This is a genomic window from Streptomyces sp. CT34, assembly GCF_000805335.1.
Taxonomy (GTDB): domain Bacteria; phylum Actinomycetota; class Actinomycetes; order Streptomycetales; family Streptomycetaceae; genus Streptomyces.
Genome location: NZ_KN708638.1, coordinates 2,516,040 through 2,540,491 on the forward strand (window position 1 = coordinate 2,516,040; position 24,452 = coordinate 2,540,491).

The 24,452-nt window shown below is 72.6% G+C and carries 21 protein-coding genes and 1 pseudogene; 15 read left to right on the forward strand and 7 right to left on the reverse strand.

The features are described 5' to 3' along the window. Positions 1-1,293 (reverse strand): MFS transporter (locus RZ84_RS11150; RefSeq protein ID WP_241777658.1); only part of this gene is annotated, 1,293 nt, incomplete at its 3' end. A 115-nt stretch (positions 1,294-1,408) separates the two neighbouring features. Here RZ84_RS11150 and RZ84_RS11155 point away from each other — a divergent pair. From RZ84_RS11155 to RZ84_RS11180, 7 genes and pseudogenes are all read left to right on the forward strand, one after another. Then, on the forward strand, positions 1,409-2,065 hold the full coding sequence (locus RZ84_RS11155) for a TetR family transcriptional regulator (protein ID WP_043264194.1): 657 nt from the start codon (positions 1,409-1,411) through the stop codon (positions 2,063-2,065). A gap of 216 nt (positions 2,066-2,281) precedes the next feature. Further along, a complete protein-coding gene (locus RZ84_RS11160; RefSeq protein ID WP_052229880.1) occupies positions 2,282-3,499 on the forward strand; it encodes an alpha/beta hydrolase in 1,218 nt (405 codons plus the stop codon). Positions 3,500-3,697: 198 nt separating this feature from the next. Beyond that, positions 3,698-4,577: pseudogene (locus RZ84_RS36425) on the forward strand (DUF4429 domain-containing protein). A 146-nt stretch (positions 4,578-4,723) separates the two neighbouring features. Continuing rightward, positions 4,724-6,124, forward strand: coding sequence for a sensor histidine kinase (locus RZ84_RS11165; RefSeq protein ID WP_043269611.1), 1,401 nt, complete (start codon positions 4,724-4,726; stop codon positions 6,122-6,124). Continuing rightward, entirely contained in the window at positions 6,121-6,801 is a 681-nt protein-coding gene (locus tag RZ84_RS11170) for a response regulator (protein WP_043264195.1), read from the forward strand. The genes RZ84_RS11165 and RZ84_RS11170 overlap by 4 nt, the downstream gene beginning before the upstream one ends. 215 nt (positions 6,802-7,016) lie before the next feature. Continuing rightward, positions 7,017-8,183 (forward strand): alpha/beta hydrolase, encoded by a 1,167-nt coding sequence (locus RZ84_RS11175; RefSeq protein ID WP_043264196.1) that lies wholly within the window; start codon positions 7,017-7,019, stop codon positions 8,181-8,183. 184 nt (positions 8,184-8,367) lie between these two features. After that, positions 8,368-9,606: an acyltransferase family protein gene (locus tag RZ84_RS11180; RefSeq protein WP_052229881.1), complete on the forward strand. Its 1,239-nt coding sequence runs from the start codon at positions 8,368-8,370 to the stop codon at positions 9,604-9,606. A gap of 185 nt (positions 9,607-9,791) precedes the next feature. Here RZ84_RS11180 and RZ84_RS11185 read toward each other — a convergent pair whose 3' ends face one another. Together RZ84_RS11185 and RZ84_RS11190 are read right to left on the reverse strand one after the other, a co-directional pair. Next, complete coding sequence (locus RZ84_RS11185) at positions 9,792-10,808, reverse strand: aldo/keto reductase (RefSeq protein ID WP_043264197.1); 1,017 nt, start codon at positions 10,806-10,808, stop codon at positions 9,792-9,794. A 6-nt stretch (positions 10,809-10,814) separates the two neighbouring features. Beyond that, positions 10,815-11,333 (reverse strand): MerR family transcriptional regulator, encoded by a 519-nt coding sequence (locus tag RZ84_RS11190; protein WP_043264198.1) that lies wholly within the window; start codon positions 11,331-11,333, stop codon positions 10,815-10,817. Positions 11,334-11,521: 188 nt separating this feature from the next. Here RZ84_RS11190 and RZ84_RS11195 point away from each other — a divergent pair, with 188 nt between their 5' ends. Then, positions 11,522-12,340, forward strand: coding sequence for a serine hydrolase domain-containing protein (locus RZ84_RS11195; RefSeq protein ID WP_043264199.1), 819 nt, complete (start codon positions 11,522-11,524; stop codon positions 12,338-12,340). Positions 12,341-12,401: 61 nt separating this feature from the next. Here RZ84_RS11195 and RZ84_RS11200 read toward each other — a convergent pair whose 3' ends face one another. Then, positions 12,402-13,073: a pirin family protein gene (locus tag RZ84_RS11200; protein WP_198539968.1), complete on the reverse strand. Its 672-nt coding sequence runs from the start codon at positions 13,071-13,073 to the stop codon at positions 12,402-12,404. Between the two features lie 57 nt (positions 13,074-13,130). Between RZ84_RS11200 and RZ84_RS11205 the strand changes: the two genes are divergently transcribed. The 5 genes from RZ84_RS11205 (at position 13,131) to RZ84_RS11225 (ending at position 18,127) form a co-directional block, all read left to right on the forward strand. After that, a complete protein-coding gene (locus tag RZ84_RS11205) occupies positions 13,131-14,315 on the forward strand; it encodes a PucR family transcriptional regulator (RefSeq protein ID WP_043264201.1) in 1,185 nt (394 codons plus the stop codon). 89 nt (positions 14,316-14,404) lie between these two features. Beyond that, the gene (locus tag RZ84_RS11210; RefSeq protein ID WP_043264202.1) at positions 14,405-15,340 is read left to right on the forward strand and encodes an ACP S-malonyltransferase; all 936 of its coding nucleotides are present in this window, start codon (positions 14,405-14,407) and stop codon (positions 15,338-15,340) included. Positions 15,341-15,353: 13 nt separating this feature from the next. Then, on the forward strand, positions 15,354-16,400 hold the full coding sequence (locus tag RZ84_RS11215; RefSeq protein WP_043264203.1) for a ketoacyl-ACP synthase III: 1,047 nt from the start codon (positions 15,354-15,356) through the stop codon (positions 16,398-16,400). A 112-nt stretch (positions 16,401-16,512) separates the two neighbouring features. Next, positions 16,513-16,761: an acyl carrier protein gene (locus RZ84_RS11220; protein ID WP_043264204.1), complete on the forward strand. Its 249-nt coding sequence runs from the start codon at positions 16,513-16,515 to the stop codon at positions 16,759-16,761. Between the two features lie 79 nt (positions 16,762-16,840). Continuing rightward, positions 16,841-18,127: a beta-ketoacyl-[acyl-carrier-protein] synthase family protein gene (locus RZ84_RS11225; RefSeq protein ID WP_043264205.1), complete on the forward strand. Its 1,287-nt coding sequence runs from the start codon at positions 16,841-16,843 to the stop codon at positions 18,125-18,127. A gap of 69 nt (positions 18,128-18,196) precedes the next feature. Here RZ84_RS11225 and RZ84_RS11230 read toward each other — a convergent pair whose 3' ends face one another. Together RZ84_RS11230 and RZ84_RS11235 are read right to left on the reverse strand one after the other, a co-directional pair. Then, entirely contained in the window at positions 18,197-19,087 is an 891-nt protein-coding gene (locus RZ84_RS11230; RefSeq protein WP_043264206.1) for an NAD(P)-dependent oxidoreductase, read from the reverse strand. Between the two features lie 56 nt (positions 19,088-19,143). Further along, the gene (locus RZ84_RS11235) at positions 19,144-19,638 is read right to left on the reverse strand and encodes a DUF3145 domain-containing protein (RefSeq protein WP_043264207.1); all 495 of its coding nucleotides are present in this window, start codon (positions 19,636-19,638) and stop codon (positions 19,144-19,146) included. 324 nt (positions 19,639-19,962) lie between these two features. Between RZ84_RS11235 and RZ84_RS11240 the strand changes: the two genes are divergently transcribed. After that, complete coding sequence (locus tag RZ84_RS11240) at positions 19,963-20,886, forward strand: SGNH/GDSL hydrolase family protein (protein WP_043264208.1); 924 nt, start codon at positions 19,963-19,965, stop codon at positions 20,884-20,886. A 207-nt stretch (positions 20,887-21,093) separates the two neighbouring features. Then, the gene (locus RZ84_RS11245; RefSeq protein ID WP_043264209.1) at positions 21,094-21,795 is read left to right on the forward strand and encodes a DUF4097 family beta strand repeat-containing protein; all 702 of its coding nucleotides are present in this window, start codon (positions 21,094-21,096) and stop codon (positions 21,793-21,795) included. Here the strand turns inward: RZ84_RS11245 and RZ84_RS11250 are convergent. Beyond that, on the reverse strand, positions 21,782-24,340 hold the full coding sequence (locus RZ84_RS11250) for a beta-glucosidase family protein (RefSeq protein WP_043264210.1): 2,559 nt from the start codon (positions 24,338-24,340) through the stop codon (positions 21,782-21,784). The two genes, RZ84_RS11245 and RZ84_RS11250, sit on opposite strands and share 14 nt — an antisense overlap. Positions 24,341-24,452: the final 112 nt, after the last annotated feature.

Below are 24,452 nucleotides of genomic sequence, written 5' to 3' on the forward strand. Positions count from 1 at the left end.
GCCGAGCACGGCCGTACCGAGGCTGCCGCCGACCTGCATGGCGGCCTGCTGGAGACCGCCGGCCACACCGGACAGCTCCAGCGGGGCGTTGCCCACGATGACCTCGGTGGCGCCGACCATGACCGGCGCGAGGCCCAGACCGAGCAGGGCGAACCAGAGGGACATCGGGCCGGTGCCGGTGCTCGTGTCCAGACCGGACATGCCGTACATGGCGACGGCGGTGAAGACCATGCCGCCGACCAGCGGGATCCGGGGGCCGAGCTTGGTGATCAGCGCGCCCGCGAGCGGCGAGCCGACGATCATCATGCCGGTCAGCGGCAGGAGGTGCAGACCGCTGTCGACGGGGCTCATGCCATGGACGTTCTGGAGGTAGAAGGTCACGAAGAACAGTCCGCCCATGAAGGCGAAGGCCATCAGCACCATGAGGACCGTGCCGGCGGTCAGCGGCACGGAGCGGAACATCCGCAGCGGGATCAGCGGCTCGCGGACCTTGGTCTCCAGGACGGCGAAGAGCGCGAAGAGGACGACCGCGGCGATCAGGAAGCCCCAGGTCTTCATGTCGCCCCAGCCCCAGTCCGTCGCCTTGATCAGCGGCCAGATGAGGCAGAACATCGCCCCGGACAGCAGCACGATGCCGGGGATGTCGAAGGAGCGGGGGGCGTTCTCCGCGCGGTGGTCCTTGAGGATCACCAGGCCGAGGATCAGGGCCAGCGCGCCGACCGGCACGTTGATGAAGAACACGGACTGCCAGTTGACGTGCTCGACCAGCAGTCCGCCGACTATCGGGCCGCCGGCGGTGGAGGCACCGATGACCATGCCCCAGATGCCGATGGCCATGTTCAGCTTCTCGGCCGGGAAGGTGGCGCGCAGCAGCCCCAGCGCGGCGGGCATCAGCAGCGCACCGAACAGGCCCTGCAGCACACGGAAGACGATGACCAGCGCGACCTGGCTGGAGAAGCCGATGGCACCGGACGCGGCGGCGAAGCCGACGATGCCGATGAGGAAGGTCTGGCGGTGGCCGAAGCGGTCGCCGAGCTTGCCCGCGGTGATCAGCGCGACGGCCAGCGCGAGCATGTAGCCGTTGGTGATCCATTGAACGTCGGCGAGCGACGCGCCGAGGTCCTCCTTGATGGCCGGGTTGGCGATGGCGACGATCGTGCCGTCGAGCGCCACCATCATGACGCCGATGGCGACGGAGAAGAGAGTCAGCCAGGGATGGCCCCGCAGCCCCTTTCGAGGCTCCGGTACGGGAAGTTCCGGTGCGACGTCGGCGACCGGGGTTTGTGAACTCATGATTCGAGGCTAATGTCAGCCACTGACAATTGACAAAGTGATTCATGAGTCGGTAACTGTCATTTACCTCACAGGTATTCTGAGCAGCGAGAACACCAGGGAAAGGCGGCGCAGGATGGCGACCCCGACGCCGCAAGCGGCACCCACCGGCGGCCTGCGCGAACGCAAGAAGCAGCGCACCCGCGACGCCCTGATCCGTGCGGCGCTGGAGCTCTTCACGGAGCAGGGGTACGAGGCGACGACGATCGACGAGATCGCCGAGGCCGTGGAGGTCTCCCAGCGCACCTTCTTCCGGTACTTCGCCAACAAGCAGGACGTCGCCTTCGCCGTCCAGGACATGGTCGAGGCGCGCTTCCTCGACGAACTGCGCGCCCGCCCCGCGGACGAGGCCCCGCTGACCGCGCTGCGCAGCGCCGTGATGGTGGCCTGGGACGACATCGGCAACGCCATCGCCTCGGTGGTCCCGGTGGACCTGCACATGCGCTCGTACCAGATGATCGAGTCCACGCCCGCGCTGGTCGCCGCGCATCTGCGCCGCTCGTCCGAACTGGAGGAGCAGATCGCCCAGTTGATCGCCCGGCGCGAGGGACTGGACGTGGACACCGATCCCCGCCCGCGGGTGCTGGTCGCGGCGTTCAGCGGCGTGATGCGGGTGGCCGGGAAGGTCTGGGGCGAGGGCCAGGACTGCACCGTGGAGGCGATCCGTGAGCTGACGCAGTCCTATCTGGACCACATCGGTCCGGCGATCGACGCCGACTGGCGGACCCGCTGAGCACACCGCCCGTTGGGCGTGGGCATGCCCTCAACCTGGCGTAACGGCCTTTATTCCATGGGTGATCGGTTTACTGCCCAATGAGACGGACTCCGCACGAGTGAGCACCGATCAACGACATCGGATGTCCGTTTTGGCCGAAATACCCTTCGCGAAACGTGAGATGCCTCACTGGCCTCAGCAGGCACCCTCCCGCGTCTCCTAGGGTGGCCCGCGGTGACTTCTTCTTTCGCGGGCCTCGGCCCCTCCTCCGGTTTCCTGCAATCCACCGCCTGGCGTGCCTCGCTCGCCCTGGTGGTGGTGTTCGTGATGCTTGCCATGACCGGCTGGACGGCGATCAGAGGCACCAAGGACGACGCCAACCCCCTGGCCACCGCGAAAGCCGCCTGGCGGCACGCCACGTTCCACGGGCACCCGCTGCCCGACCCGGACAGTGCGCCGGCCACCGTCCGCGCGTTCTTCGCCAGGCTCGACGGGGCCGAGCGTCAGCAGCTCGCGCACCGCTACCCGCTGGTCGTCGGCAACATGGGCGGCGCCCCCGTCGAGCTGCGCTACAGCGCCAACCGCATGGCCGTCGACGCCGCCCGCGCCGTCGAGAAACGACGCATGGGCGACCACCGCCTCACGCCGGTCGGCCGCCAGGAGGCGGGCCAGCTGATGCACCGCCTCGAATCGCTGATGAGCGACGGCCGCCAGATCCTGGCCTTCGACCCGGCAGGCGACGGCCGGGCCGCGGAGGTCTTCGGCGACCTCACCACGGCCGACCGGGTCTCGGTGGTGGTGCCAGGGGTGGACACCAACCTGTCGACCTTCGAGCGCACCGCCAAGGCGACCGCCGCCCCCGTGGGCATGGCGCAGTCCCTCTACGACGCCGAGCGGTCCGCCCGCCCCCGGGCCCGTACGGCGGTGATCGCCTGGGCCGACTACACCACGCCGGCCGGAGTGGGCGTCGAGGCCGCGACGGGGCAGCTCGCCGAGGCCGGCGCGGTCCGGCTGCGCGCCCTGGTCGACTCCCTGCCGTCCGATGACTCCGTCTCGCTGTTCTGCCACAGTTACGGGTCCGTGGTGTGCGGCGTCGCGGCCCGGAGCCTGCCGGACAACGTGACCGACATCGCGGTGGCGGGCAGCCCCGGCATGCGGGCCGACAGCCTGTCCGGGCTGGGCACGCACGCCCGGGTCTGGGCGATGCGGGACGCCGACGACTGGATCCAGGACGTGCCGTACCTGGAGGTCGGCGGACTCGGCCACGGCGCCGACCCGGTCGATCCGTCCTTCGGGGCGCGGATCCTGACGGCCGCCGGCGCCGCCGGGCACGCCGGCTACTTCGCTCCTGGCACCCGCAGTCTGCGCAACTTCGCGATGGTGGGCGTCGGTGCCGTCACGTCGGTGGAGTGCGCCTCCAGCGACCCCCACTGCAGCACGGACCTGGCCTGACGGCCGGATGCGCGCAGCCGGTTGCCCGCGGGTACGGCCCGGCGCCCGGGGACGGGCCGTACCCGCGGGAACCGCGGCCGGTGCGGGTGACGTGAACAGAGCAAGGCACCCGGCAGCTGACCGGGATGCCCGCGACGCGCGTAGCACAGATGTCCGGAAGGGGGACGGGCGGGCAACCACCCGCATACGATGAGCCACATGGGTGATGTGCTGGCCGGCTTTCACGCCGTCTGGGAGTTCGACACGGACTCCGTGCTCATCCGCTTCGAACGGGGGATCCGCAGGCCGAGGCTGTACCAGGCGCTCGGCGAGCGACGCATCCCGTACGAGGCGCTGAAGTCTGTCGAGGTCTCCCAGGGCAGACGCGGCACGGTGGTGCTGCACGCCGTGCCGCGACAGGGGGCCGACCCCCTGATGGAGGCCGCGAACGGACAGCTCAAGGAGGACGCCGACCCGTACCGGCTGGTGCTGCCGGCCGAGCGCGAGACGCTGGCCGAGTTCTACGCCGACGAGCTGCGCACGGCGCTGGGGCCCGCCGCGAAGGAGCCCGCCGAGCGCCACCTCGTGGCCGCACCGGAGCCCCCGCTGCACTTCAAGGCGTACGACGGCAAGGCGTCCTTCGACGGCCGGTCGGTCGCCTTCCGCTGGTTCTGGACGGGCGCGTCCTCGGCGAAGTGGAAGAGCGGCGACCAGACGTTCGCCGTCGACGAGCTGACCGGGGTGGAGTGGCGCTCGCCGGAGATCTTCAACGGCTATCTGCGGTTGCTGGAGCGCGGGGCCCGCGAGCCGGGGGCCGGCGAGGCCGACCAGGACCCGGCGGCGGTGGTCTTCGGGCTCGGCTACGGCCTGGTCCACGAGTCGCTGCCGTTCGCCGCCTCCGTGCTGGAGGCCGTGCGCGCCGCCGAGCCGGCGGCGGACGTGCCGGAGCGCGAGCCGGTGCGCCGGGCCGGGGAGACCCGCCGGGACCCCGGCCGACATCGCGGACCGGATCCGGCATCTCGGGGAGCTGCACGAGGCGGGGCTGCTGACGGACGCCGAATTCAGCGCGAAGAAGGCGGAGTTGCTGGCGGAACTCTGAAGGGCGGGGGCTCCGGGCGGGGCCGGGCGGACGAGGCGCGCGCGGGCCCGGGCCGGCCGGGTGGGCGTCATACCGTGGTACGGGCCGGAAGCCCGAACCCTGGTATGACGCCGGTGTGCGGGCGGTCCGCTTACATTGATGTCGCGATGTTCAAGCGACCCCCCACCCCAGAACGCGAGCCGGCCCGCGGCGACGGGCCCGAGCCGGCCCGCACCAAGGCGCTGCGCGCCGCACGGCAGGCGGTGCGCATCCTGGCCGTCGAGCTCGGCACCCCGGCCGGTCCCGGCACGCCGCTGTTCGCCGGCGTGCAGAGCCGCTGGCTGCGCCGCCTGCCGTACCTCGTCGCGTTCGTGTTCACGGTGTCCCTGCTGCCGTCGGGCGTGAACGTCCTCCACAACGACTACGGCATGAGCGGCGGTCTGGCGGGCGCGCTCGCCACCGCGCAGAGCGTGCCGCTGCTGCTGGCGGTGACCCGGCCGCTCCAGGCGTGGTGGGTGATCTTCGCGGCGGATCTCGTCGGTGCCGTGGCGTTGCAAGGCGCCGACGGCGTAGCGGGCCGCACCTGGCCCTGGCCGCCCACGGTGATCGTCGGCTATCTCGTGCTGATGCTGGCGCTGTCGCTGCGCGAGCGCCGGCGCACCCTGATCGCGGTCTGGCTGACGACCGGGGCCGCCGGGATCGTCGCCGAGACGTTCGCGCCCGACAAGACGCAGAGCACCTGGGTGCTGATGTTCGTCCTGGCCGGCGTCATGCTGCTGATGGGTGCCGCCCTGCGGGAACGCGGCGATGCCCAGCGGAAGTTGCAGGAGCAGGAGACCATCAGCGAGGCGGAGCGCGCCCGGCGCACGCTGCTGGAGGAGCGCACCCGTATCGCCCGTGAGCTGCACGATGTCGTCGCCCACCACATGTCGGTGATCACGGTCCAGGCCGACAGCGCCCCCTACCGCATCGGCGGGATACCCCAGGAGGCCCAGGAGGAGTTCGGGTCGATCGCCGCCACCGCGCGCGAGTCGCTGGCGGAGATGCGCCGGCTGCTCGGGGTGCTGCGCAGCGAGGAGGCGGAGCGGCAGGACGGTCCGGAGAAGGCCCCGCAGCCCGGGATCGGCCAGCTGCCGAAGCTGGTCGAGGCCACCGTACGGGCCGGTGTGCCGGTCGAGTTGGTGCTGCCGGAGGAGCCGGTGGTGCCGGAACCGGCGGTGGACCTGTCGGCGTACCGCATCGTCCAGGAGGCGCTGGCCAATGTGGTGCGGCATGCGCCGGGCTCGCCGACCCGGGTGTCGGTGACGACGACCGGGGACGGCGCGCGGCTGACGGTGCTCGTCGTCAACTCCCGGCCGCCGGTGCCACCGGTGCCGTCCGCGCCGCTGGAGACCAGCGGCACCGGACACGGCCTGGTCGGCATGCGGGAGCGGGTGCGTCTGGTGGACGGCACACTCGACACCGGGCCGCTGCCCGACGGGGGCTTCCGGGTCGCCGCCCAACTCCCGCTCTCCGCACCGCTCTCCGGGGCGGCTCCCCTCTCAGCGAAGGACTCCGACTCCCCATGACCACGCGCGTGATCATCGTCGACGACCAGGCCATGGTGCGGGCGGGATTCGCCGCCCTGCTCGCCGCGCAGAGCGATATCGATGTGGTGGGTGACGCCCCGGACGGTGTGCAGGGCGTGGCGCTGAGCCGGCGGACGCACCCCGATGTGGTGCTGATGGACGTCCGGATGCCGGAGATGGACGGGCTGGAGGCGGCCCGCCGGCTGCTCGATCCGCCGATCGGCGTCACCCACCGCCCGAAGGTGCTGATGCTGACCACCTTCGATGTCGACGACTACGTCTACGAGGCGCTGCGGGCGGGCGCGTCCGGGTTTCTGCTCAAGGACGCGCCGCCGGCCGATCTGATCTCCGCGGTGCGCGTGGTGGCGGCCGGCGAGGCGCTGCTCGCGCCGTCGGTGACCCGGCGGCTGATCGCCGACTTCGCCCGTCAGCGGCCGGCGCCCCGCAAGGACCGCGCCTCACTGCGGCTGAACGGCCTGACGCCGCGGGAGACGGAAGTCCTGGAGCTGATCGCCCGCGGTCTGTCCAACCAGGAGATCGCCGATGCGCTGATACTCGCCGAGCAGACCGTGAAGACCCATATCGGCCGGGTGCTCGCCAAGTTGGAGCTACGGGACCGCGCCCAGGCCGTGATCTTCGCGTATGAGTCGGGTCTGGTGGCGCCCGGGGAGCGGTGACCGCGGCCGTCCTCCGGGTAGCCCCACCCCACCTTCCTGCCGGCCCCACCCCGCCTCTGGGGGCAGCCCCCGCGCTCTCCTCCGCGAGGACGAGGGCGCGCCGGCACCCCCTACCCCGGTATCACCCGGGAGTTGGCGCCCCGGTGTGACGTCACGTCATACACCGTCTTCCTACCTTTCCCTCCGCCACACCGCTGGAAGAGGGAGAGACCACCATGACCGTGCCGCGCAACGCCGTTCGGCGCAGCAAGCGGACCGTCGTCGCCGCCGCACTGGCCGCGGCCGTCGTCGCGGGTACCGGCGGGTGGGCGGGCGGCACCGCACAGACCGCGGTGACCGGGCCGGCGCCCGGGGCCGCCGCCTGGCGGGCCGACCACTCGCTCGGCGTGCGGCTGCCGGATCCGGCGACCGCGGCCCCCGCCGAGGTCGCCCGCTTCTTCGCCGCGCTGACCGACCACCAGCGGCAGGCGCTCGCCGCCCGACATCCGCTCACCGTCGGCAATCTCGACGGGGCACCGGTCGCCCTGCGCTACGAGGCCAACGCCCGAGCGCTGCGCGCGGAGCGGGACCGCCGGCTCGCCCTCGCCACCGACCCGGCCGGCACCCTCCAGGACCACCGGCAGGCCAGGAAGGCCGCCGACCGCTGTGCCGCGCTGCTCGCCCCCGGGCGCCACATCCTCGCCTTCGACCCGCGCGGACGCGGTCAAGTGGCGGAAGTGCACGGTAACTTGACGACCGCCGAGCGGACCGCGGTGATCGTGCCCGGCTCGGATATCGACCTGGCGTCGTTCGACCGCGCCAAGGACCCGTACGGCACCCCGACCGGAATGGCCGAGTCGCTGCGCCGGCAGATGGCGTCGGATGCCCCCGGGACCCGTACGGCGGTGATCGCCTGGGTCGGCTACACCACCCCGGTCGGCCTCGGCCCGGACGCGGCGACCGGCCGGCTCGCCGAGGCCGGCGCGCCCCGGCTGGCCCGCCTGCTGTCCGGTCTCACCGCCCTCGGCGCCCCGGCGCCGGCGGTGTTCTGCCACAGCTACGGCTCGGTGGTCTGCGGGCTGGCCGCGCCGCACCTGGAACGCGGTGCGATCGCCGACCTGGTGGTGTTCGGCTCGCCCGGGATGCGCCACGGCGACGTGGCGGAGCTGCGCACCCCGGCCCGGGTGTGGGCGGCGCGGGACGCCTCCGACTGGATAGGCGACGTCCCGAACGTCGAGCTGTTGGGCCTGGGGCACGGTACGGACCCGACCGATCCGGCGTTCGGCGCCCGCCGCGTCTCCGCCGAGAACGCCCGCGGCCACACCGGATACCTCGCCCCCGGTACGGACTCCCTGCGCAACTTCGCCGCGATCGCGCTGGGCCGCTACGCCGCCGTGCGCTGACCGCGGCCGGCCCGCCCGTCGACCGGCCCGCCACCGGGTGCCGCCCGCCCGCGCCGCCCGGCGGCCCCCTCCCCCTCGGCCACCGCCATCCCGCACGCACCCCCTAGGTGGCCAGACCGCAGAACTCACCACCGGGTACCCGCGATCGGCCGCCCGGCATCCACCACTTCCCCAGGGACGCCCCATGGACACCGCACCTCTCGTACACCTCACCCGCACCGTGCGCACCACCGTCCACACCATCGAGGACCGCACCCCGGCCCACCGCGACCGCGCCGTCGACGGACTGCGCGCCCTCGCCCTGCTCTCCGTCCCCACCGGCCACTGGCTGCTCGGCGGCTTCACCCGGGACGCCGGCGGTGCGCTGCACAACGCCAGCCCGCTGACCGCCTTGGGCTTTCTCGCACCGGCGAGCTGGTTACTGCAGATGCTCGGCATCTTCTTCCTGGTCGGCGGCCATGCCTCGGTGCTGTCCCTGCGGCGCGCCACGGCGCGGGGCGAGGCCACCGGCGCCTGGCTGCGCGGCCGGATCGTCCGGCTGGGCCGGCCGGTGCTGGGCGTTACCGCCGTCTGGGCGGCGCTGCTACCGCTGCTGTACAGCCTGGGGGTGCCCGCCGCGACGCTGCGCACCGGGGCGACGCTGGTGATCCAGCCGCTCTGGTTCGTCGGGGTGTATGTGCTGGTCACCGCGCTCACGCCGTACTGCGCCCGCGCCGCCCGGCGGATGGGCGGATGGGCCGCGGCGCCGCTGCTCGCGACGGTCGCCGTCGTCGACCTCCTGCGGTACGGGCCGTACGCGGAGGCCATGCCGACCTGGCTGAGCCTGCTCAATCTGCTGCCCGGCTGGCTGTTCGCCTACCAGCTCGGCGTCTCCTGGGGCGAGCGGCGGCTGGGCCGGCGCGCCGCCTGGACGCTGCTGCTCGGCGGCGCCGCGCTGTTCGCCGCGCTGCTGCTGTTCTTCCACTACCCGGCGAGCATGGTCGGGGTCCCCGGACAGGACCGGACCAACTCCCACCCGCCGTCGCTGCTGGTCCTGGCGCTGGCCGCGGCGCAGTCCGGGGCCGCGATCCTGCTCCGCGACCGGCTGGCCGCGCTGCTGCGCCGGCCCGCGCTGTGGGCGCCGGTCGTGGTGATCAACCTGTGTGCGATGACGATCCTGTGCTGGCACCAGACCGCGATGTTCTCGGCGGCCGTGCCGTTCTCCCTCGCCGGCGCCGTACCGGGCCTGACCGTCGCCCCCGACTCTCCCGGCTGGATCCTGGCGCGACTGGCCTGGCTGCCGGTCTTCGCCGTCCTGCTCGTCCTCATCGGGCGCGTCACCCGCCGCTTCGAGACGCCGTGGACCGGCGTGGGGCGGGCCCGCCGGGCGGTCGCGGCGGTGCTGGCGGGCGGGTTCGCGGTGTTCGCGCTGGGGCTCGGGTAGCCGCCCGGCGGGCGCACGTCCGCCCCTCTGCACGGTGCCTTCCGGCGCGTGACCGGACTGATCACCCGCCGGAAGGCGCCAAAAGGCACCGGGGCGCCGCACCACACCGGAACCCGGGGCCGCCGAACACCCTGCGTCCCGCGGCCCGTTGGGCCCGCCGCGCCGGCGTCGTGGTGCCCGGTCCGTTACTCCCGGCCGGCCGACGTGAACGTCATGTCGGCGTACCGGTCCCCCGCCACCCGGCCCGCGATCGGCTCCAGCAGCGCCAGGTCCCGCTCGCTCAGTGCGAGCCGCGTGGCGCCGGTGTTCTCCTCGATCCGGCGGCGCTTGCTCGTGCCGGGGATCGGGACGACCGTCAGCCCGTGGGCGGCGGCCCGGTGGTGCACCCACGCCAGCGCGACCTGGCCGAGCGTCGCGCCGTGCGAGTCCGCGATCTTCCGGATCGGTTCCAGCAGCGCGGCGTTGGCGGCGGCGTTGTCCCCCGTGAAGCGGGGCTGCCCGCGGCGGAAGTCGTCCTCGCCCAGCTCCTGGTCGGCGTGCACGAAGGAGCCGGTCAGGAAGCCGCGGCCGAGCGGCGAGTACGGGACGAGGGCGACGCCGAGGCCGGCCGCGGCCGGGACCACGCTCTCCTCGATGTCGCGGCTGAAGAGCGACCACTCGGACTGGACCGCCGCGATCGGGTGCACGGCGTGCGCCGCGCGCAGCTCGGAGGCGGTCACCTCGCTCAGCCCCAGATGCCTGACCTTGCCCTCGGTCACCAACTCGGCCATCGCGCCGACCGATTCCTCCATCGGGACGCGCACATCGCGGCGGTGCATGTAATAGAGGTCGATCACGTCGACGCCGAGCCGCCGCAGGCTGGCCTCGACGGCCTGCCGGACGTAGCCGCGGTCGTTGCGGATGGTGCGGGCGAAGGGCTCGTCCGGACCGGCGACCAGCGCGAACTTGGTGGCCAGCACCACCTCGTCGCGGTGCGCCCGGAGGAAGGGGGCGAGGAACTTCTCGTTCTCGCCCAGGCCGTAGACATCGGCGGTGTCGTAGAGCGTGACGCCCAGTTCGAGGGCGCGCTCCAGGGTGGCCCGCGCCTCGTCGGCGTCGGTGGGGCCGTAGGCCCAGCTCATGCCCATACAGCCGAGGCCCTGCACTCCCACCCGCGGGCCGCCGGTGCCCAGCTCAACCGTGTCGATCTTCTCGCTCCCCATGAGACCTCAGAACCTCTCGGACGCCCGCCGGGCGTCGGCATAGACGTCGATCTTGTAGTCGAGTACGTCGAGTGTGCTCTGCAGCTCGGCTATCCGCCGCCGTACGTCCTCGCGGTGCTCGGTCAGCAGCCGCTCGCGCTCGGCGAAGGTGCCGTCGCCGGCCCGCACCAGCTCCGCGTAACGGACCATGTCGGCGACCGGGATGCCGGTCAGCCGCAGCTTGGCGACCAGATCCAGCCAATCCAGATCGCGGTTGGTGAAGCGGCGCTGCCCCGTGTGCGTACGGTCCACATGCGGCATCAGGCCGATCCGCTCGTACCAGCGCAGGGTGTGCGCGCTCAGACCGGTGTGCTCGGCCACCTCACTGATCGTGTACCGGTCGTGGCCGGTGGGTCGCGGATGGGCGGGCGAGGTGCCGCAGCCCCGCGGTGTCGCCGGCCGCGGCCGGGGGCAGCGCACCGTCTCCGGCAGACCGCCGGTCATGGTCGCGCCGCCGGTCGCACGCTCGCTCTGCGTCACGGTCATACCGTGTCTCCCCCTCTTCGCCGGATGGCTCAGTTCGTCCCCGGACGCCGCGCCGGCGTCGGGTTTCTGGCCGGATGCCTCTCGACCTCCCCAACGCTAGAGACCTGGAGTGCACTCCAGGCAAGCGCCGATCGCGGCGAGACTTGACCGGAATTTGAGGCCGTCGGGGCACCCCGTAGGCTCGGACCATGCAGAGCCTGCGGATGATCGAGAACTGGCCGGTGCCCACCGCCTCGGCCGCCGTCGTACGAGCCGATGGCTCGGTGGCCGGAGCGTACGGCCCGCTGGAGCACCGCTTCCCGCTGGCGTCGGTCACCAAGCCGCTGGCCGCCTACGCCGCGCTGCTCGCCATCGAGGAGGGCGCCGTCGAACTGGACGAACCGGCCGGTCCCGAGGGGGCCACGGTCCGTCATCTGCTCGCCCACACCTCGGGGCTGGCCTTCGACGAGCAGCGCGCGATGGCCGCGCCGGGCACCCGCCGGATCTACTCCAACGCCGGTTTCGAGGCGCTCGGCGACCACATCGCCAAGGCGACCGACATCCCCTTCCCGCAGTATCTGCACGAGGCGGTGCTCGCCCCGCTCGGGATGACCGCGACGGACCTCCCCGGCTCACCGGCCAAGGACGGCGTCTCCACGGTCGCGGACCTGATCCGTTTCGCGGCCGAGCTCCAGGCGCCCCGGCTGCTCGCACCGCAGACTCTCGCGGAGGCGACCGGCGTCGCCTTCCCGGGGCTCACCGGCGTGCTGCCCGGCTACGGCCACCAGAAGCCCAACGACTGGGGGCTGGGCTTCGAGATCCGCGACGGGAAGTCGCCGCACTGGACCGGCGCCGGCTCCTCGCCACGCACCTTCGGGCACTTCGGGCAGTCGGGAACGTTCCTGTGGGTGGACCCGGACGCGCGGATGGCGTGCGTCGCGCTCACCGACCGGGACTTCGGGCCGTGGGCCATCGAGGCATGGCCGAAACTGACCGATGCGGTGCTGGCCGAGCTGGCCGCCCGCTGACCGTTCCCGGCCCCGGTACGGAGTGCGCGGCATCCGGCCCTCCCGTATGCCGCCCGCTCCGCTACCCGTGCACCGGCTCCGGCGGCATCTCCCACACCAGGCACTCCGCCCCGGCCAGCCCCACCAGTTCCAGCCCTTCGGCGTCCGTGATCCGCGCCGCGTCACCGGCCGCCAGGCGCTCCGCACCGAGCCGCACCGCGCCGCGCACCACGTGCACGTACACCCGGGCGGCATCGGGGAGGGCGGTGCGCTCGCCGTCCGCGAGGCGGCGCACGTGCAGCATGGCGCCGGCGCGCGCAAGCGCGTACGGGGTGCCGTCGGCGATACCGCGGACCACCTCGTACGAGGGGTCGCCCCCGTGGGAGAGCGGGGCCAGCCACATCTGGACGAAGCACAGCGGCTCGGCACCGGAGTTGCGTTCGACGTGCCGCACCCCGCCGGCCGAGCTGAGCCGCTGGAGGTCGCCGGGGCGTACGGTCGTCTCATGGCCCGCCGAATCGCGGTGGGTCAGTTCCCCCTCGACGACCCAGGTGACGATCTCGGTGTCCCGGTGCGGATGTTCGTCGAAGCCGGCGCCGGGCGCGAGGCGCTCCTCGTTGCAGGCGATCAGCGCGCCGAAGCGCAGGTTGTCCGGGTCGTAGTGGGGCCCGAAGGAGAACGCGTGCAGCGACGCGATCCCGGCGTCCGCACCGCCGCCCCGATACCGTTCCTCACCTCTGCGCACCTGAATCATCGGCCCACCGTAGCCCCGCCGCCGCACCCCCTCATCCCGATAGGGCAGGCTTGTCCCGTGTCTGAACCCGCATCGCGCGACGCGCACCCGCACTCGGCGACCCTCCGGCGCCTGGAGAACTCGTCCGGCAAACTGGCGGCGGCGGCCATCTCCCGTATGGACGCCACGCTGCCGTGGTACCGCGCGATGCCCCCGGAGAACCGTTCCTGGATCGGGCTGGTCGCGCAGGCCGGTATCGCCGCGTTCACCGAGTGGTTCCGGCACCCCGAGACGCCGCAGGCGATCAGCACCGACGTCTTCGGCACGGCACCGCGCGAGCTGACCCGGGCGATCACCCTGCGGCAGACCGTCGAGATGGTCCGCACCACGATCGAGGTCATGGAGGCCGCGATCGACGATGTCGCGGCGCCCGGCGACGAGTCCGTGCTGCGCGAGGCGCTGCTGGTCTACGCCCGGGAGATCGCCTTCGCCACCGCCCAGGTCTACGCGCAGGCCGCCGAGGCGCGCGGCGCCTGGGACGCCCGGCTGGAGTCGCTGGTGGTCAACGCGGTGCTCTCCGGGGAGGCCGACGAGGGCGCGGTCTCGCGGGCCGCGGCGCTCGGCTGGAACGCGCCGGAGCATGTGTGCGTGGTTCTGGGCACCGCCCCGGACGGGGACAGCGAGCTGACCGTCGAGGCGATCCGGCGGGCCGCCCGGCACGCCAAACTCCAGGTGCTGACCGGGGTCCTGGGCAGCCGCCTGGTGGTGATCGCGGGCGGCTCGGACAATCCGCTCAAGGCCGCGAAGGCGCTGATCGGCCCGTATGCCGCGGGGCCCGTGGTGGCCGGCCCGGTGGTCTCCGACCTGCTCGCCGCGACCCGCTCGGCGCAGGCCGCGGCGGCCGGACTGCGGGCCTGCGCCGCCTGGCCGGACGCCCCCCGGCCGGTGCTCGCCGACGATCTGCTGCCGGAGCGCGCGATGGCCTCGGACCCGGTCGCGCGCGAGCAGTTGGTGGAGGAGATCTACAGACCGCTGGAGGAGGCGGGGTCGGCTCTCCTGGAGACGCTGAGCGTCTACCTGGAGCAGGCGAGCAGCCTGGAGGGCGCCGCCCGGATGTTGTTCGTCCACCCCAACACCGTGCGCTATCGGCTGCGGCGTGTGACGGACGTCACCGGCTGGTCACCGTCCGATGTGCGCTCGGCCTTTACGCTGCGTATCGCGCTGATTCTGGGGCGTCTGGCTGACGGTGAGGCGCAACCCTAGACTTTTGTCGGACACCAACAATTCCCCCGATGGTTCTTCGTCCCTGTCCCCACGGGCGGGCGGGACCTCCCCCAAGAGAGAGTGTGAGGGTGCTCGTACTCGTCGCTCCCGGCCAAGGCGCTCAGACGCCCGGCTTCCTGATCCCCTGGCTCGACCTCCCCGGCGTCGAGGACCGGCTCCGTGAATGGTCCGACGCCATCGACCTGGACCTCGTCCACTACGGCACAAAGGCCACCGAAGACGAGATCCGCGACACCGCGGTCGCCCAGCCGCTGCTGGTGGCGGCCTCCCTGATCTCCGCGCGGCAGCTGTTCGCGACCGCCGACGACGTCGCCGCAACGGTGGGCGCGGCGGCCGGGCACAGCGTCGGCGAGCTGGCCGCCGCGGCGCTGACCGGCACCGTCTCCGACGCCGAGGCGATGGCCCTGGTGCGCCGCCGCGGGCTGGCGATGGCCGAGGCCGCCGCGGTCACCGAGACCGGTATGGCCGCGCTCCTCGGCGGCGACGAGGCCGTCGTGCTGCCCCACCTGGAGAAGCTCGGCCTGACGCCGGCGAACGTGAACGGCGCCGGCCAGATCGTGGCCGCGGGCACCGCCGAGCAGATCGCCGCCCTGGTCGGGAACAAGCCGGAAGGCACCCGCCGGGTCGTGCCGTTGAAGGTCGCCGGCGCGTTCCACACGCATCACATGGCGCCCGCCGTCACGGTCCTGGAGTCGGCCACCGCGGAGCTGACGGTCGCCGACCCGCTCACCCGTTACGTCTCCAACAAGGACGGACAGGTGGTCACTTCCGGCCGGGAACTGGTGCAGCGGCTGGTGGGCCAGGTGGCCAACCCGGTGCGCTGGGACCGGTGCATGGAGACCTTCAAGGAGCTCGGCGTCACCACCCTGATCGAGGCGGCCCCGGGCGGCACGCTCACCGGCCTGGCCAAGCGCGCCCTGCCCGGCGTGCGGACGCTGGCCCTCAAGACGCCCGACGATCTCGAAGCGGCCCGCGAGCTGATCGCCGCGGTATCGGCCGAATAGGAGTCCGAAGCGCATGACCTCGAAGATCAAGCCTGCCAAGGGTGCCCCGTACGCGCGCATCATGGGTGTCGGCGGCTACCGCCCGACCCGCGTCGTGCCCAACGAGGAGATCCTCAAGCACATCGACTCGTCCGACGAGTGGATCCGCTCGCGGTCGGGCATCGCCACGCGCCACTGGGCGGGCCCCGACGAGACCGTCGCGACGATGTCGGTCGAGGCGTCCGGCAAGGCCATCGCCGACGCCGGTATCACGCCCGAGCAGATCGACGCGGTGGTCGTCTCCACCGTCTCGCACTTCAAGCAGACCCCGGCCATCGCGACCGAGATCGCGCACCTGATCGGCGCGGGCAAGCCGGCCGCGTTCGACATCTCCGCCGGCTGCGCGGGCTTCGGCTACGGGCTGACGCTGGCCAAGGGCATGGTCACCGAGGGCTCCGCGACGCACGTCCTGGTGATCGGCGTCGAGCGGCTCTCGGACCTGACGGACCTGGAGGACCGCGCGACGGCCTTCCTGTTCGGCGACGGTGCCGGTGCGGTGGTCGTCGGCCCCACCACCGAGCCCGCGATCGGCCCGACCGTATGGGGCTCGGAGGGCGACAAGGCCGAGACCATCAAGCAGACCGTCCCCTGGGACGCGTACCGCACCACGCCGGCGCCCGGCGGTGACGGCCCGGAGGAGCGCACCGCCCCCGAGGCGATCCGCTACCCCGCCATCACCCAGGAGGGCCAGGCGGTCTTCCGGTGGGCGGTGTTCGAGATGGCGAAGGTCGCCCAGCAGGCGCTGGACGCGGCCGGGGTCAGCCCGGACGACCTGGACGTCTTCATTCCGCATCAGGCCAACATGCGGATCATCGACTCGATGGTGAAGACTCTGAAGCTGCCGGAGAGTGTGACGGTCGCCCGCGATGTGGAGACCACCGGCAACACCTCGGCCGCCTCGATTCCGCTCGCCATGGAGCGGCTGCTGGCGACCGGTCAGGCCAAGAGCGGGGACACCGCGCTGGTCATCGGCTTCGGGGCGGGTCTCGTGTACGCCGCGACGGTCGTTACTCTCCCCTAGGCAAGATCTGCGCAGCACGGCACGAAGCAGTAAGTGTCGGTTGCTGTCCAGAGCTTCAACGCTTCACCGTAAAAATGCAGTTTCACCCCTAATTGACCGAAGGAGCGCCATCATGGCCGCCACTCAGGAAGAGATCGTTGCCGGTCTCGCCGAGATCGTGAACGAGATCGCCGGGATCCCCGTCGAGGACGTCCAGATGGACAAGTCCTTCACCGACGACCTGGACGTCGACTCGCTGTCCATGGTCGAGGTCGTCGTCGCCGCCGAGGAGCGCTTCGACGTCAAGATCCCGGACGACGACGTCAAGAACCTCAAGACCGTCGGCGACGCGACCAAGTACATCCTCGACCACCAGAGCTGACCCAGCTCTTCTGCGCATGTCGCCACCCCGCGGTGGCGCCGTCGATTCAGACACCTCTACCCGTGGAGTAAGAATTCCCGTGAACGCGACCAATCGCACCGTGGTCGTCACCGGTATCGGCGCAACCACACCGCTGGGTGGCGACAGCGCTTCGACCTGGGAGGCCCTGCTCGCCGGCACGTCCGGTGTGGGCACCCTCGACCAGGAGTGGGCAGCCGACCTGCCCGTCCGGATCGCCGCACAGGCCGCCGTCGATCCGGCCGACGTCCTGCCCCGGGCCCAGGCCCGCAAGCTGGACCGCTCGGCGCAGTTCGCGCTGATCGCGGCCCGTGAAGCCTGGGCGGACGCCGGTTTCACCGCCAAGGCCGGCGAGCCGGACTCCGGCGCCGGCACGGCCGGTTCGGTCAACCCGGACCGGCTGGGCACCGTCATCGCCTCCGGCATCGGCGGCGTGACCACCCTGCTCGGCCAGTACGACGTGCTCAAGGAGAAGGGCGTCCGCCGCGTCTCCCCGCACACCGTCCCGATGCTGATGCCCAACGGACCGTCCGCCAACGTCGGCCTGGACGTCAACGCCCGCGCCGGTGTGCACACCCCGGTCAGCGCCTGCGCGTCCGGCTCCGAGGCCATCGGCTACGCCATCGAGATGATCCGTACGGGCCGTGCCGACGTCGTCGTCGCGGGCGGTACGGAGGCGGCCATCCACCCGCTGCCGATCGCCGCGTTCGGCAACATGATGGCGATGTCGAAGAACAACGAGGACCCGCAGGGCGCCTCCCGCCCGTTCGACACCGAGCGCAACGGCTTCGTCCTCGGCGAGGGCGCCGGCGTGATCATCCTGGAGTCGGCCGAGCACGCCGCCAGGCGCGGTGCCCGGGTCTACGCCGAGGCCGTCGGCCAGGGCATCTCCGCCGACAGCCACGACATCGTGCAGCCCGAGCCGTCCGGCAACGGCATCGCGCACGCGCTGCAGAACCTGCTCGACAACAGCGACCTGAACCCGGCCGAGATCGTGCACGTCAACGCGCACGCCACCTCGACCCCGCAGGGCGACCTGGCCGAACTGAAGGCGCTGCGCAAGGTCTTCGGCGACGACGTCGACCACATGGCGGTCTCCGCGACCAAGTCGATGACCGGTCACCTCCTGGGCGGCGCGGGCGGCGTCGAGACGGTCGCCTCGATCCTGGCGCTGTACCACCGGACGGCGCCGCCGACGATCAACGTCGAGAACCTCGACCCGGAGGCGGACGCGGACATCGTCCGCGGCGAGGCCCGCGCGCTGCCGGCCGAGGGCCGGGTCGCGGCGCTGAACGACTCGTTCGGCTTCGGCGGCCACAACGTGGTGCTGGCGTTCCGTACGGTCTGACCCCGTCGTCCGCAGCGGGCCCGTCCGGTCACCGACCGGGCGGGCCCGCGCGTCTCCCTGTGTCTTCCGTCAGCCGTCGAAGCTGGCGAAGTACGCCGCCGAGCCGTCCTCGTCGCCGTGCCCCTGCTCCTCGGCACGGCGGAAGCGCTCCGCTGCGCCGGCCACCAGGTCCATCCGTACGCCGGCCGCCCCGGCGGCCTCCGTGATGAGCCGGACGTCCTTGCGCGCCGCGGACACCGTGAAGCTCGCCGGGAAGTCCCCGGACAGGATCATCTCCGCCTTCATCCGCAGATACGGCATGTCGAGCGCCCCGCCGGCGACCGTGGCCAGGAAGTCCCGGGGGTCGACACCGAGCCCCTCGGCGAGCGCCAGGGCTTCCCCCGTACCGCTGATGACGGTGAGCACCCAGGTGTTGACGACGAGCTTGAGGCGGCTGGCGGCTCCGCCGGTCCCGTCCTCGCCGACCCACCGGGTGCGGCTGCCGACGATGTCGAAGACCCGCCCCGCGCGCTCCCGCAGCTCCTGCGGACCGGCGGCCAGGATGGTCAACTCACCCTTTTCCGCAGGTGCCTTGGTGCCCACCACGGGGGCGTCGACGAACCGCAGGCCGTGCTCGGCGGCGAACCGGGCGAGCGGGACGAGCGCTTCGGGGCCCACGGTGCTCATCTGGAGCCAGAGGGTGCCGGGGGCGAGCCGCGGAGCGGCCTGCCGCACGGCCGCCAGGACGGCGGGCCCGTCGAGCAGCATGGTCAGGACGGCATCGGCGCCGTCCACCGCCTCCGCCGGGGTGTCGGTGATGCGGGCCCCGTCGGCGGCCAGTGGCTCGGCCTTGGCACGGGTGCGGTTCCAGGCGCGGACGTCGAGACCGGCGCGGGCGAGGTTGCGGGCCATCGCCGCGCCCATGATCCCGGTGCCGAGCACGGCGACTGACGGTGTGTGGGAAGTGGTGTTGTCGGCCATGGCGGCACGCTAGGCCGTGGAGGGCGCTCGAAGGCAACCGCGGCCGGATGTCGCCGTCAGACGACCTGATGGAGCCAGCGGACGGGCGCGCCCTCCCCCGCGTACCGGAAGGGCTCCAGTTCGTCGTCCCAGGGCTTGCCGAGCAGCTTGGCGACCTCGTCGGCCAGCTCGGTCTCACCGCGTGCGGAGCGGTCGGCGGCGGCGCGCAGCCGGTCCTCGGGGATGAGGATGTCGCCGTGGATGCCGGTGACCGCGTGGAAGATGCCCAGGTCGGGGGTGGAGCTGTAGCGCTCGCCCTCGGCGGTGGAGCAGGGCTCGGCGGTCACCTCGAAGCGGAGCAGGTGCCAGCCGCGCAGCGCGGAGGCGAGCTTGGAGGCGGTGCCGGCCTCGCCCTGCCAGGAGAACTCCGCTCTCCAGGTGCCGGGCGCCGCCGGCTGGCGGATCCAGTCGAGATTGACGCGCACCCCGAGGACGCCCGCCACTGCCCATTCGACGTGCGGGCACAGCGCGCGCGGAGCGGAGTGGACGTACAGAACTCCACGTGTCGTCACCGGGACCTCCCGTGCGGTTCGAGGTTCGCCTTCCCCAGCGGCCTCGTGCCCGTTCCGGTTACGGCCGGGACAGTTGCCGACATTCTGCCCCAGTGATCACTTCGGCACCAGCATGCCAGGTGACCTACAGTAAACACCACTAGGCGGAATTTGCCGCAAAAGGGACAGGAAATGACGTGATGTAATTTGCCTGCACCGACTGCACTTGCCACTTTGGGTCACGGACCGGCAGTTACGGGGCAAAGCTACCGTGCGGTGCCGGACGGCAAGTGACGTACCGTCGCTACGGAAGAGATATCACTCGCACGCCGGAGGGGACAGGGGATGACGACGATCAATCGGCCCGTTCGCCCTCGGCGTCACCGCCTCGCGGCCCGCGCGGGGCTGGCCGCGGGCACCGCCTCCGCACTGCTGGCCGCGCTCACCGGCTGCGGCGGCGACGGCGGTTCCGGCACCGCGCACGGCGGCCCGAAGACCAAGCACCCGGCCCCGAAACCGGCACCCGCATGGCGCACGGACCCCCACTCGATCGCCGCCCTCGGCGACTCCATCACCGTCGGCTTCGACGCCTGCACGGTCCTCTCCGACTGCCCCGAGGTCTCCTGGGCCACCGGCACCGACCCCCGGGTCGGCAGCCTCGCCCGGCGGCTGGTGAGGACGAACCCCGCCGCGCACAGCTGGAACTACGCCCGGACCGGCGCCCTGATGAGCGATCTGCCGGAGCAGATCTCCGAGGCCGCCGCGCGCCGGCCCGAGCTGGTCACGGTCCTGATCGGCGCCAATGACGCCTGCCGCAGCGACGTCCGGGCGATGACGTCCCAGGCCGCCTTCCGCGCCGGCTTCGAGCGGTCACTGAAGACGTTGCGGCGGACCCTGCCGCACACCCAGGTGTATGTCGCGGCGGTGCCCGATCTGCTGCGGCTGTGGGCCGAGGGGCGCAGGAACCCGCTCGGCAAACAGGTGTGGAAGCTGGGCATCTGCGGGTCGATGCTGCGCGACCCGGACGATCTGACGAAGCCGGCGCAGGACCGGCGGAACCGGGTCCGGGAACGGGTCATGGCGTACAACGAGGCGCTGGCGGAGGTCTGCGCCAAGGACGCGCTGTGCCGGTTCGACCGGTCGGTCTTCGACTACCCCTTCACCGAGCGGCAGTTGAGCACCTGGGACTGGTTCCACCCGGGCGCACGCGGCCAGCAGCAGCTGGCGGAGCTGGCGTTCCGGACGATCACCCGCAGGGAGAACGGGTAAGGCGCCCGCACGACCCCTGAGACGTCAGGGATACCCCTAGGGGCACCGCGGCGCAGGTCATACCGTGCGGGGACGGGGAAGGTCATACCGTGCGGCGACGAACCCGCGGCGCGGGGGCGGAACGATGAGTGGTGAGCGGTTCCGGCGTGGTCCGCACCGCTCCGCCGTGTTCCGACTGTTCGTCACCTGTCCCCGGGGGAAAACGCCATGGCCCGTCTCCGCGCCTCTCATCTCGTGCTACCGTGCGCGGCGCTGACCGTCCTGACGGCCGGCTGCTCGCTGACGATCGGACCGCCGAAGACCGCGCAGCGGACGTACGGCGTGGACGGCAAGGTCAGCGCGCTGTCGGCGACGACCCACGGCGGAAACATCGAGATCGTGCCGGTCGACGCCGGCGGATCGGTCAAAGTGACGGAGAAGTACAAGTACGACGGGCAGAAGCCGGCCCCCACCCACACGGTCAAGGACGGCACACTGACGCTGACGGCCGGGGACTGTCCGGAGACCGGCCGCCGGTGCGAGGTGAGCTACCGCGTGCTGCTGCCGCGCAGCGCCTCGGTCGATCTGCACACCAGCGGCGGGGACATCACCGTCCACGGCGCCTCGGGCGGCATCACCGCGGAGACCAGCGGCGGCGACGTCACCGTCGAGGACTCCACGGCCCGTACGGCGAAGGTCAAGACCAGCGGCGGGGATGTGGATCTCGCGCTGGCCGCGGTACCCGACGAGGCGTCCGGGCGGACCAGCGGAGGCAATGTCACCATCCGGCTGCCGAAGGGCTCCTACGCGGTCCAGGCGGAGACCAGCGGCGGGACCCGCAAGGTCTCCGTCCCGACGGATCCCGGCTCGGAGCACAAAATATCGGCGCGGACGAGCGGCGGCGACGTGTCGGTGCTCAGCCAGAAGTGACCTGCGCCGTCAGCCGGATGTCGTCGATGCTGTGCGCCGCCTCGACGGTGTAGACGCCCGGGACCCGGCGCCAGCGGCCGTCCGGTTCCGACCAGACCTCGAAGGCGCGCACCGGCAGCGGGATTTCGGCCTCGGCGCTCCCACCGGGGCCCGCCTCGACGGCGGCGAAGCCGGCCAGCCAGCGGGCCGGGCGCTCCGGCGCGCCGGGGTCGCCCGGGGCGGGGGCGAGGTAGATCTGGACGACCTCGCGGCCGGGGCGCCGGCCGGTGTTGCGCAGCCGGACCCGCACCGAGTCAGGGCTGGTGTCCAGGGACTCGTACGCCCAGTCGGTGTAGCCGAGCCCGTGGCCGAAGGCGTACGCGGGCGCGACGGCGGACCGCTCCCAGGCCCGGTAGCCGATGAACAGCCCCTCCTCGTACGGAAGGCGGCCGTCGGCCGGGGTGACGGTGGTGACCGGGGCGTCGGCGAAGCGGGCGGGCCAGGTGGTGGGGAGCCGGCCGCCCGGTTCGTGCGTGCCGAGCAGGACGTCCGCCAGCGCGGCGCCCGCTTCCTGGCCGGGAAACCAGCTCAGCAGCACCGCGGGGACCTGCTCCCGCCAGGGCAGCTCCACCGGCGAGCCGGCGTTGACGACCACGATGGTGCAGGGGTTGGCGGCGGCGACCCGGGTGACCAGTTCGTCCTGGCGGCCCGGCAGCGTCAGGTCCGTGCGGTCGAAGCCCTCCGACTCCACTTCCTCCGTCGTGGCGACGACGACGATCGCGGCATCGGCACCGGCCGCCGTGCGGACCGCCTCCTCGATCTCGGCGTCGGCGTCGAGCTGCGGCTCGCGGTGCCCGAGGGTGAAGTTCAGGACATCCATGCCCTCCCCCAGGCCGAGGGCGCGGGGCACGTACCGCAGGGTGAGCGGCACCGTCCGGCCGGCCGTCAGCTCCGCCGTGACCCGGTGCTCCACGGGCCGCATGAACGCCTCGAAGGGATCGCCGCCCGCCGGCGCACACTCCTCGTCGAAGAGCACCGCACCGTCGACGGTCAGCCGGAGGCGGCCGGTGCCCGAGACGGCCAGGGTGTGGCCGCCGGTGCGCTGCGGGGTGTAGCTGCCGGTGAGTTCGACGGCGTGCAGCTTCTGCCGGGTGACGCCGTCGGGGAAGCTGCCCACCACCTGGACCTGGCCGTCGAACTGCGCGGACTCGGCCAGCAGTTGCCCGTCGGCGGCCAGGTAGCGGGTACGCAGGGCGAAGCCGTCTCGGGCGTACGGGACCCGGGTGCGCGGATCGGCGCCGGTCGCGAAGGTGACCTCCACGCCGTCGGGGAGCGCGGCCCGCAGTCCGGCGAGCGGGGAGACGATCTGCTCGGGGAAGACGGTGGCGGAGCCGCCGCCGAGCACCCGGGCGTCGCGGGCAGCCGCCCCGATGACGGCGACACGGCGCACGGCGGAGACATCGAGAGGAAGGGCGCGGCGGGTACGGCCTGCGGGGTCGGCGCCCTGTGCCGCGCCGCCCACCGGCCCGCCGGCCGGCTGCCCGCCGCCGACGGGCTCGTTGCGCAGCAGTACGACCGCGCGGCGGGCGAGGTCGCGGGCCACGGCCCGGCCGTCGATGTCCTGCGGCACGGCGGCGGGCGGCACGGCGGGCGGCGCCCCGTCCAGGCAGCCGACGCGGGCGGCGAGCAGCAGCACCCGGCGGACCGCGTCGTCGACCTCCGACTCCGCGACCTCGCCCGCGCGGACGGCCGCCGCGAGCGGCGCGCCGAAGACCGTGCGGGGCCCCGGCATCGCCACGTCCAGACCGCCGCGCAGCGCGCGTACGGTGTGCCGGGCCGCCGTCCAGTCGGAGACGTTGCAGCCGTCGAAGCCCCATTCGCCGCGCAGCACTTCGGCGACGAGCGGGCGGTGTTCCGTCATCGTCGCGCCGTTGACCTGGTTGTAGGCGGTCATGATGCCCCAGGGGCGGGCGGTCCTGACGATGTGCTCGAAGGGGGCGAGATACAGCTCGCGCAGGGGGCGCGGGGCGATGCGGTTGTCGACCGTGAAGCGGTCGGTCTCGGCGTCGTTGCCGACGAAGTGCTTGACCGTCGTACCGACCCCGCCCTCCTGCACTCCCCGTACATATCCGGCGCCGATCACGCCGGTCAGCAGCGGGTCTTCCGCATAGCACTCGAAGTGCCGGCCGCCGAGCGGCGAGCGGTGCAGGTTGACGGTCGGCGCCAGGAGGACATGGACGCCCTTGCGGCGGGCCTCCTGGGCGAGCAGATGGCCGGCGCGGCGGGCGAGTTCGGGGTCCCAGGTGGCGGCCAGGGCCGTGGGGCTGGGCAGGGCGACCGACGGGTCCTCGGCGCTCCACTGCCGGCCCCGCACGCCGATCGGGCCGTCCGACATCACCAGCGACCGCAGCCCGATCGCGGGTACGGCGGGCAGGGTCCACATGTCCTGACCGGAGAGCAGCCGGGCCTTGGTGTCCAGGTCGAGCGCGGCGAGCGCCCGCTCCACCACTGCGGAGTAGTCGTGGGGCCGGGGGTGGCTGCGGCGGGCATGGGGCTGGTCGGTCATCTGCGGCGCTCCCTTGACTGGATGTGCGGGCCCCCTGGCCGAATTCTTACCGCCATACCGTGCACACGGTAAGGATCGTTATCAGTGCGTTATGGGGAGGGGGTGTAGAGCA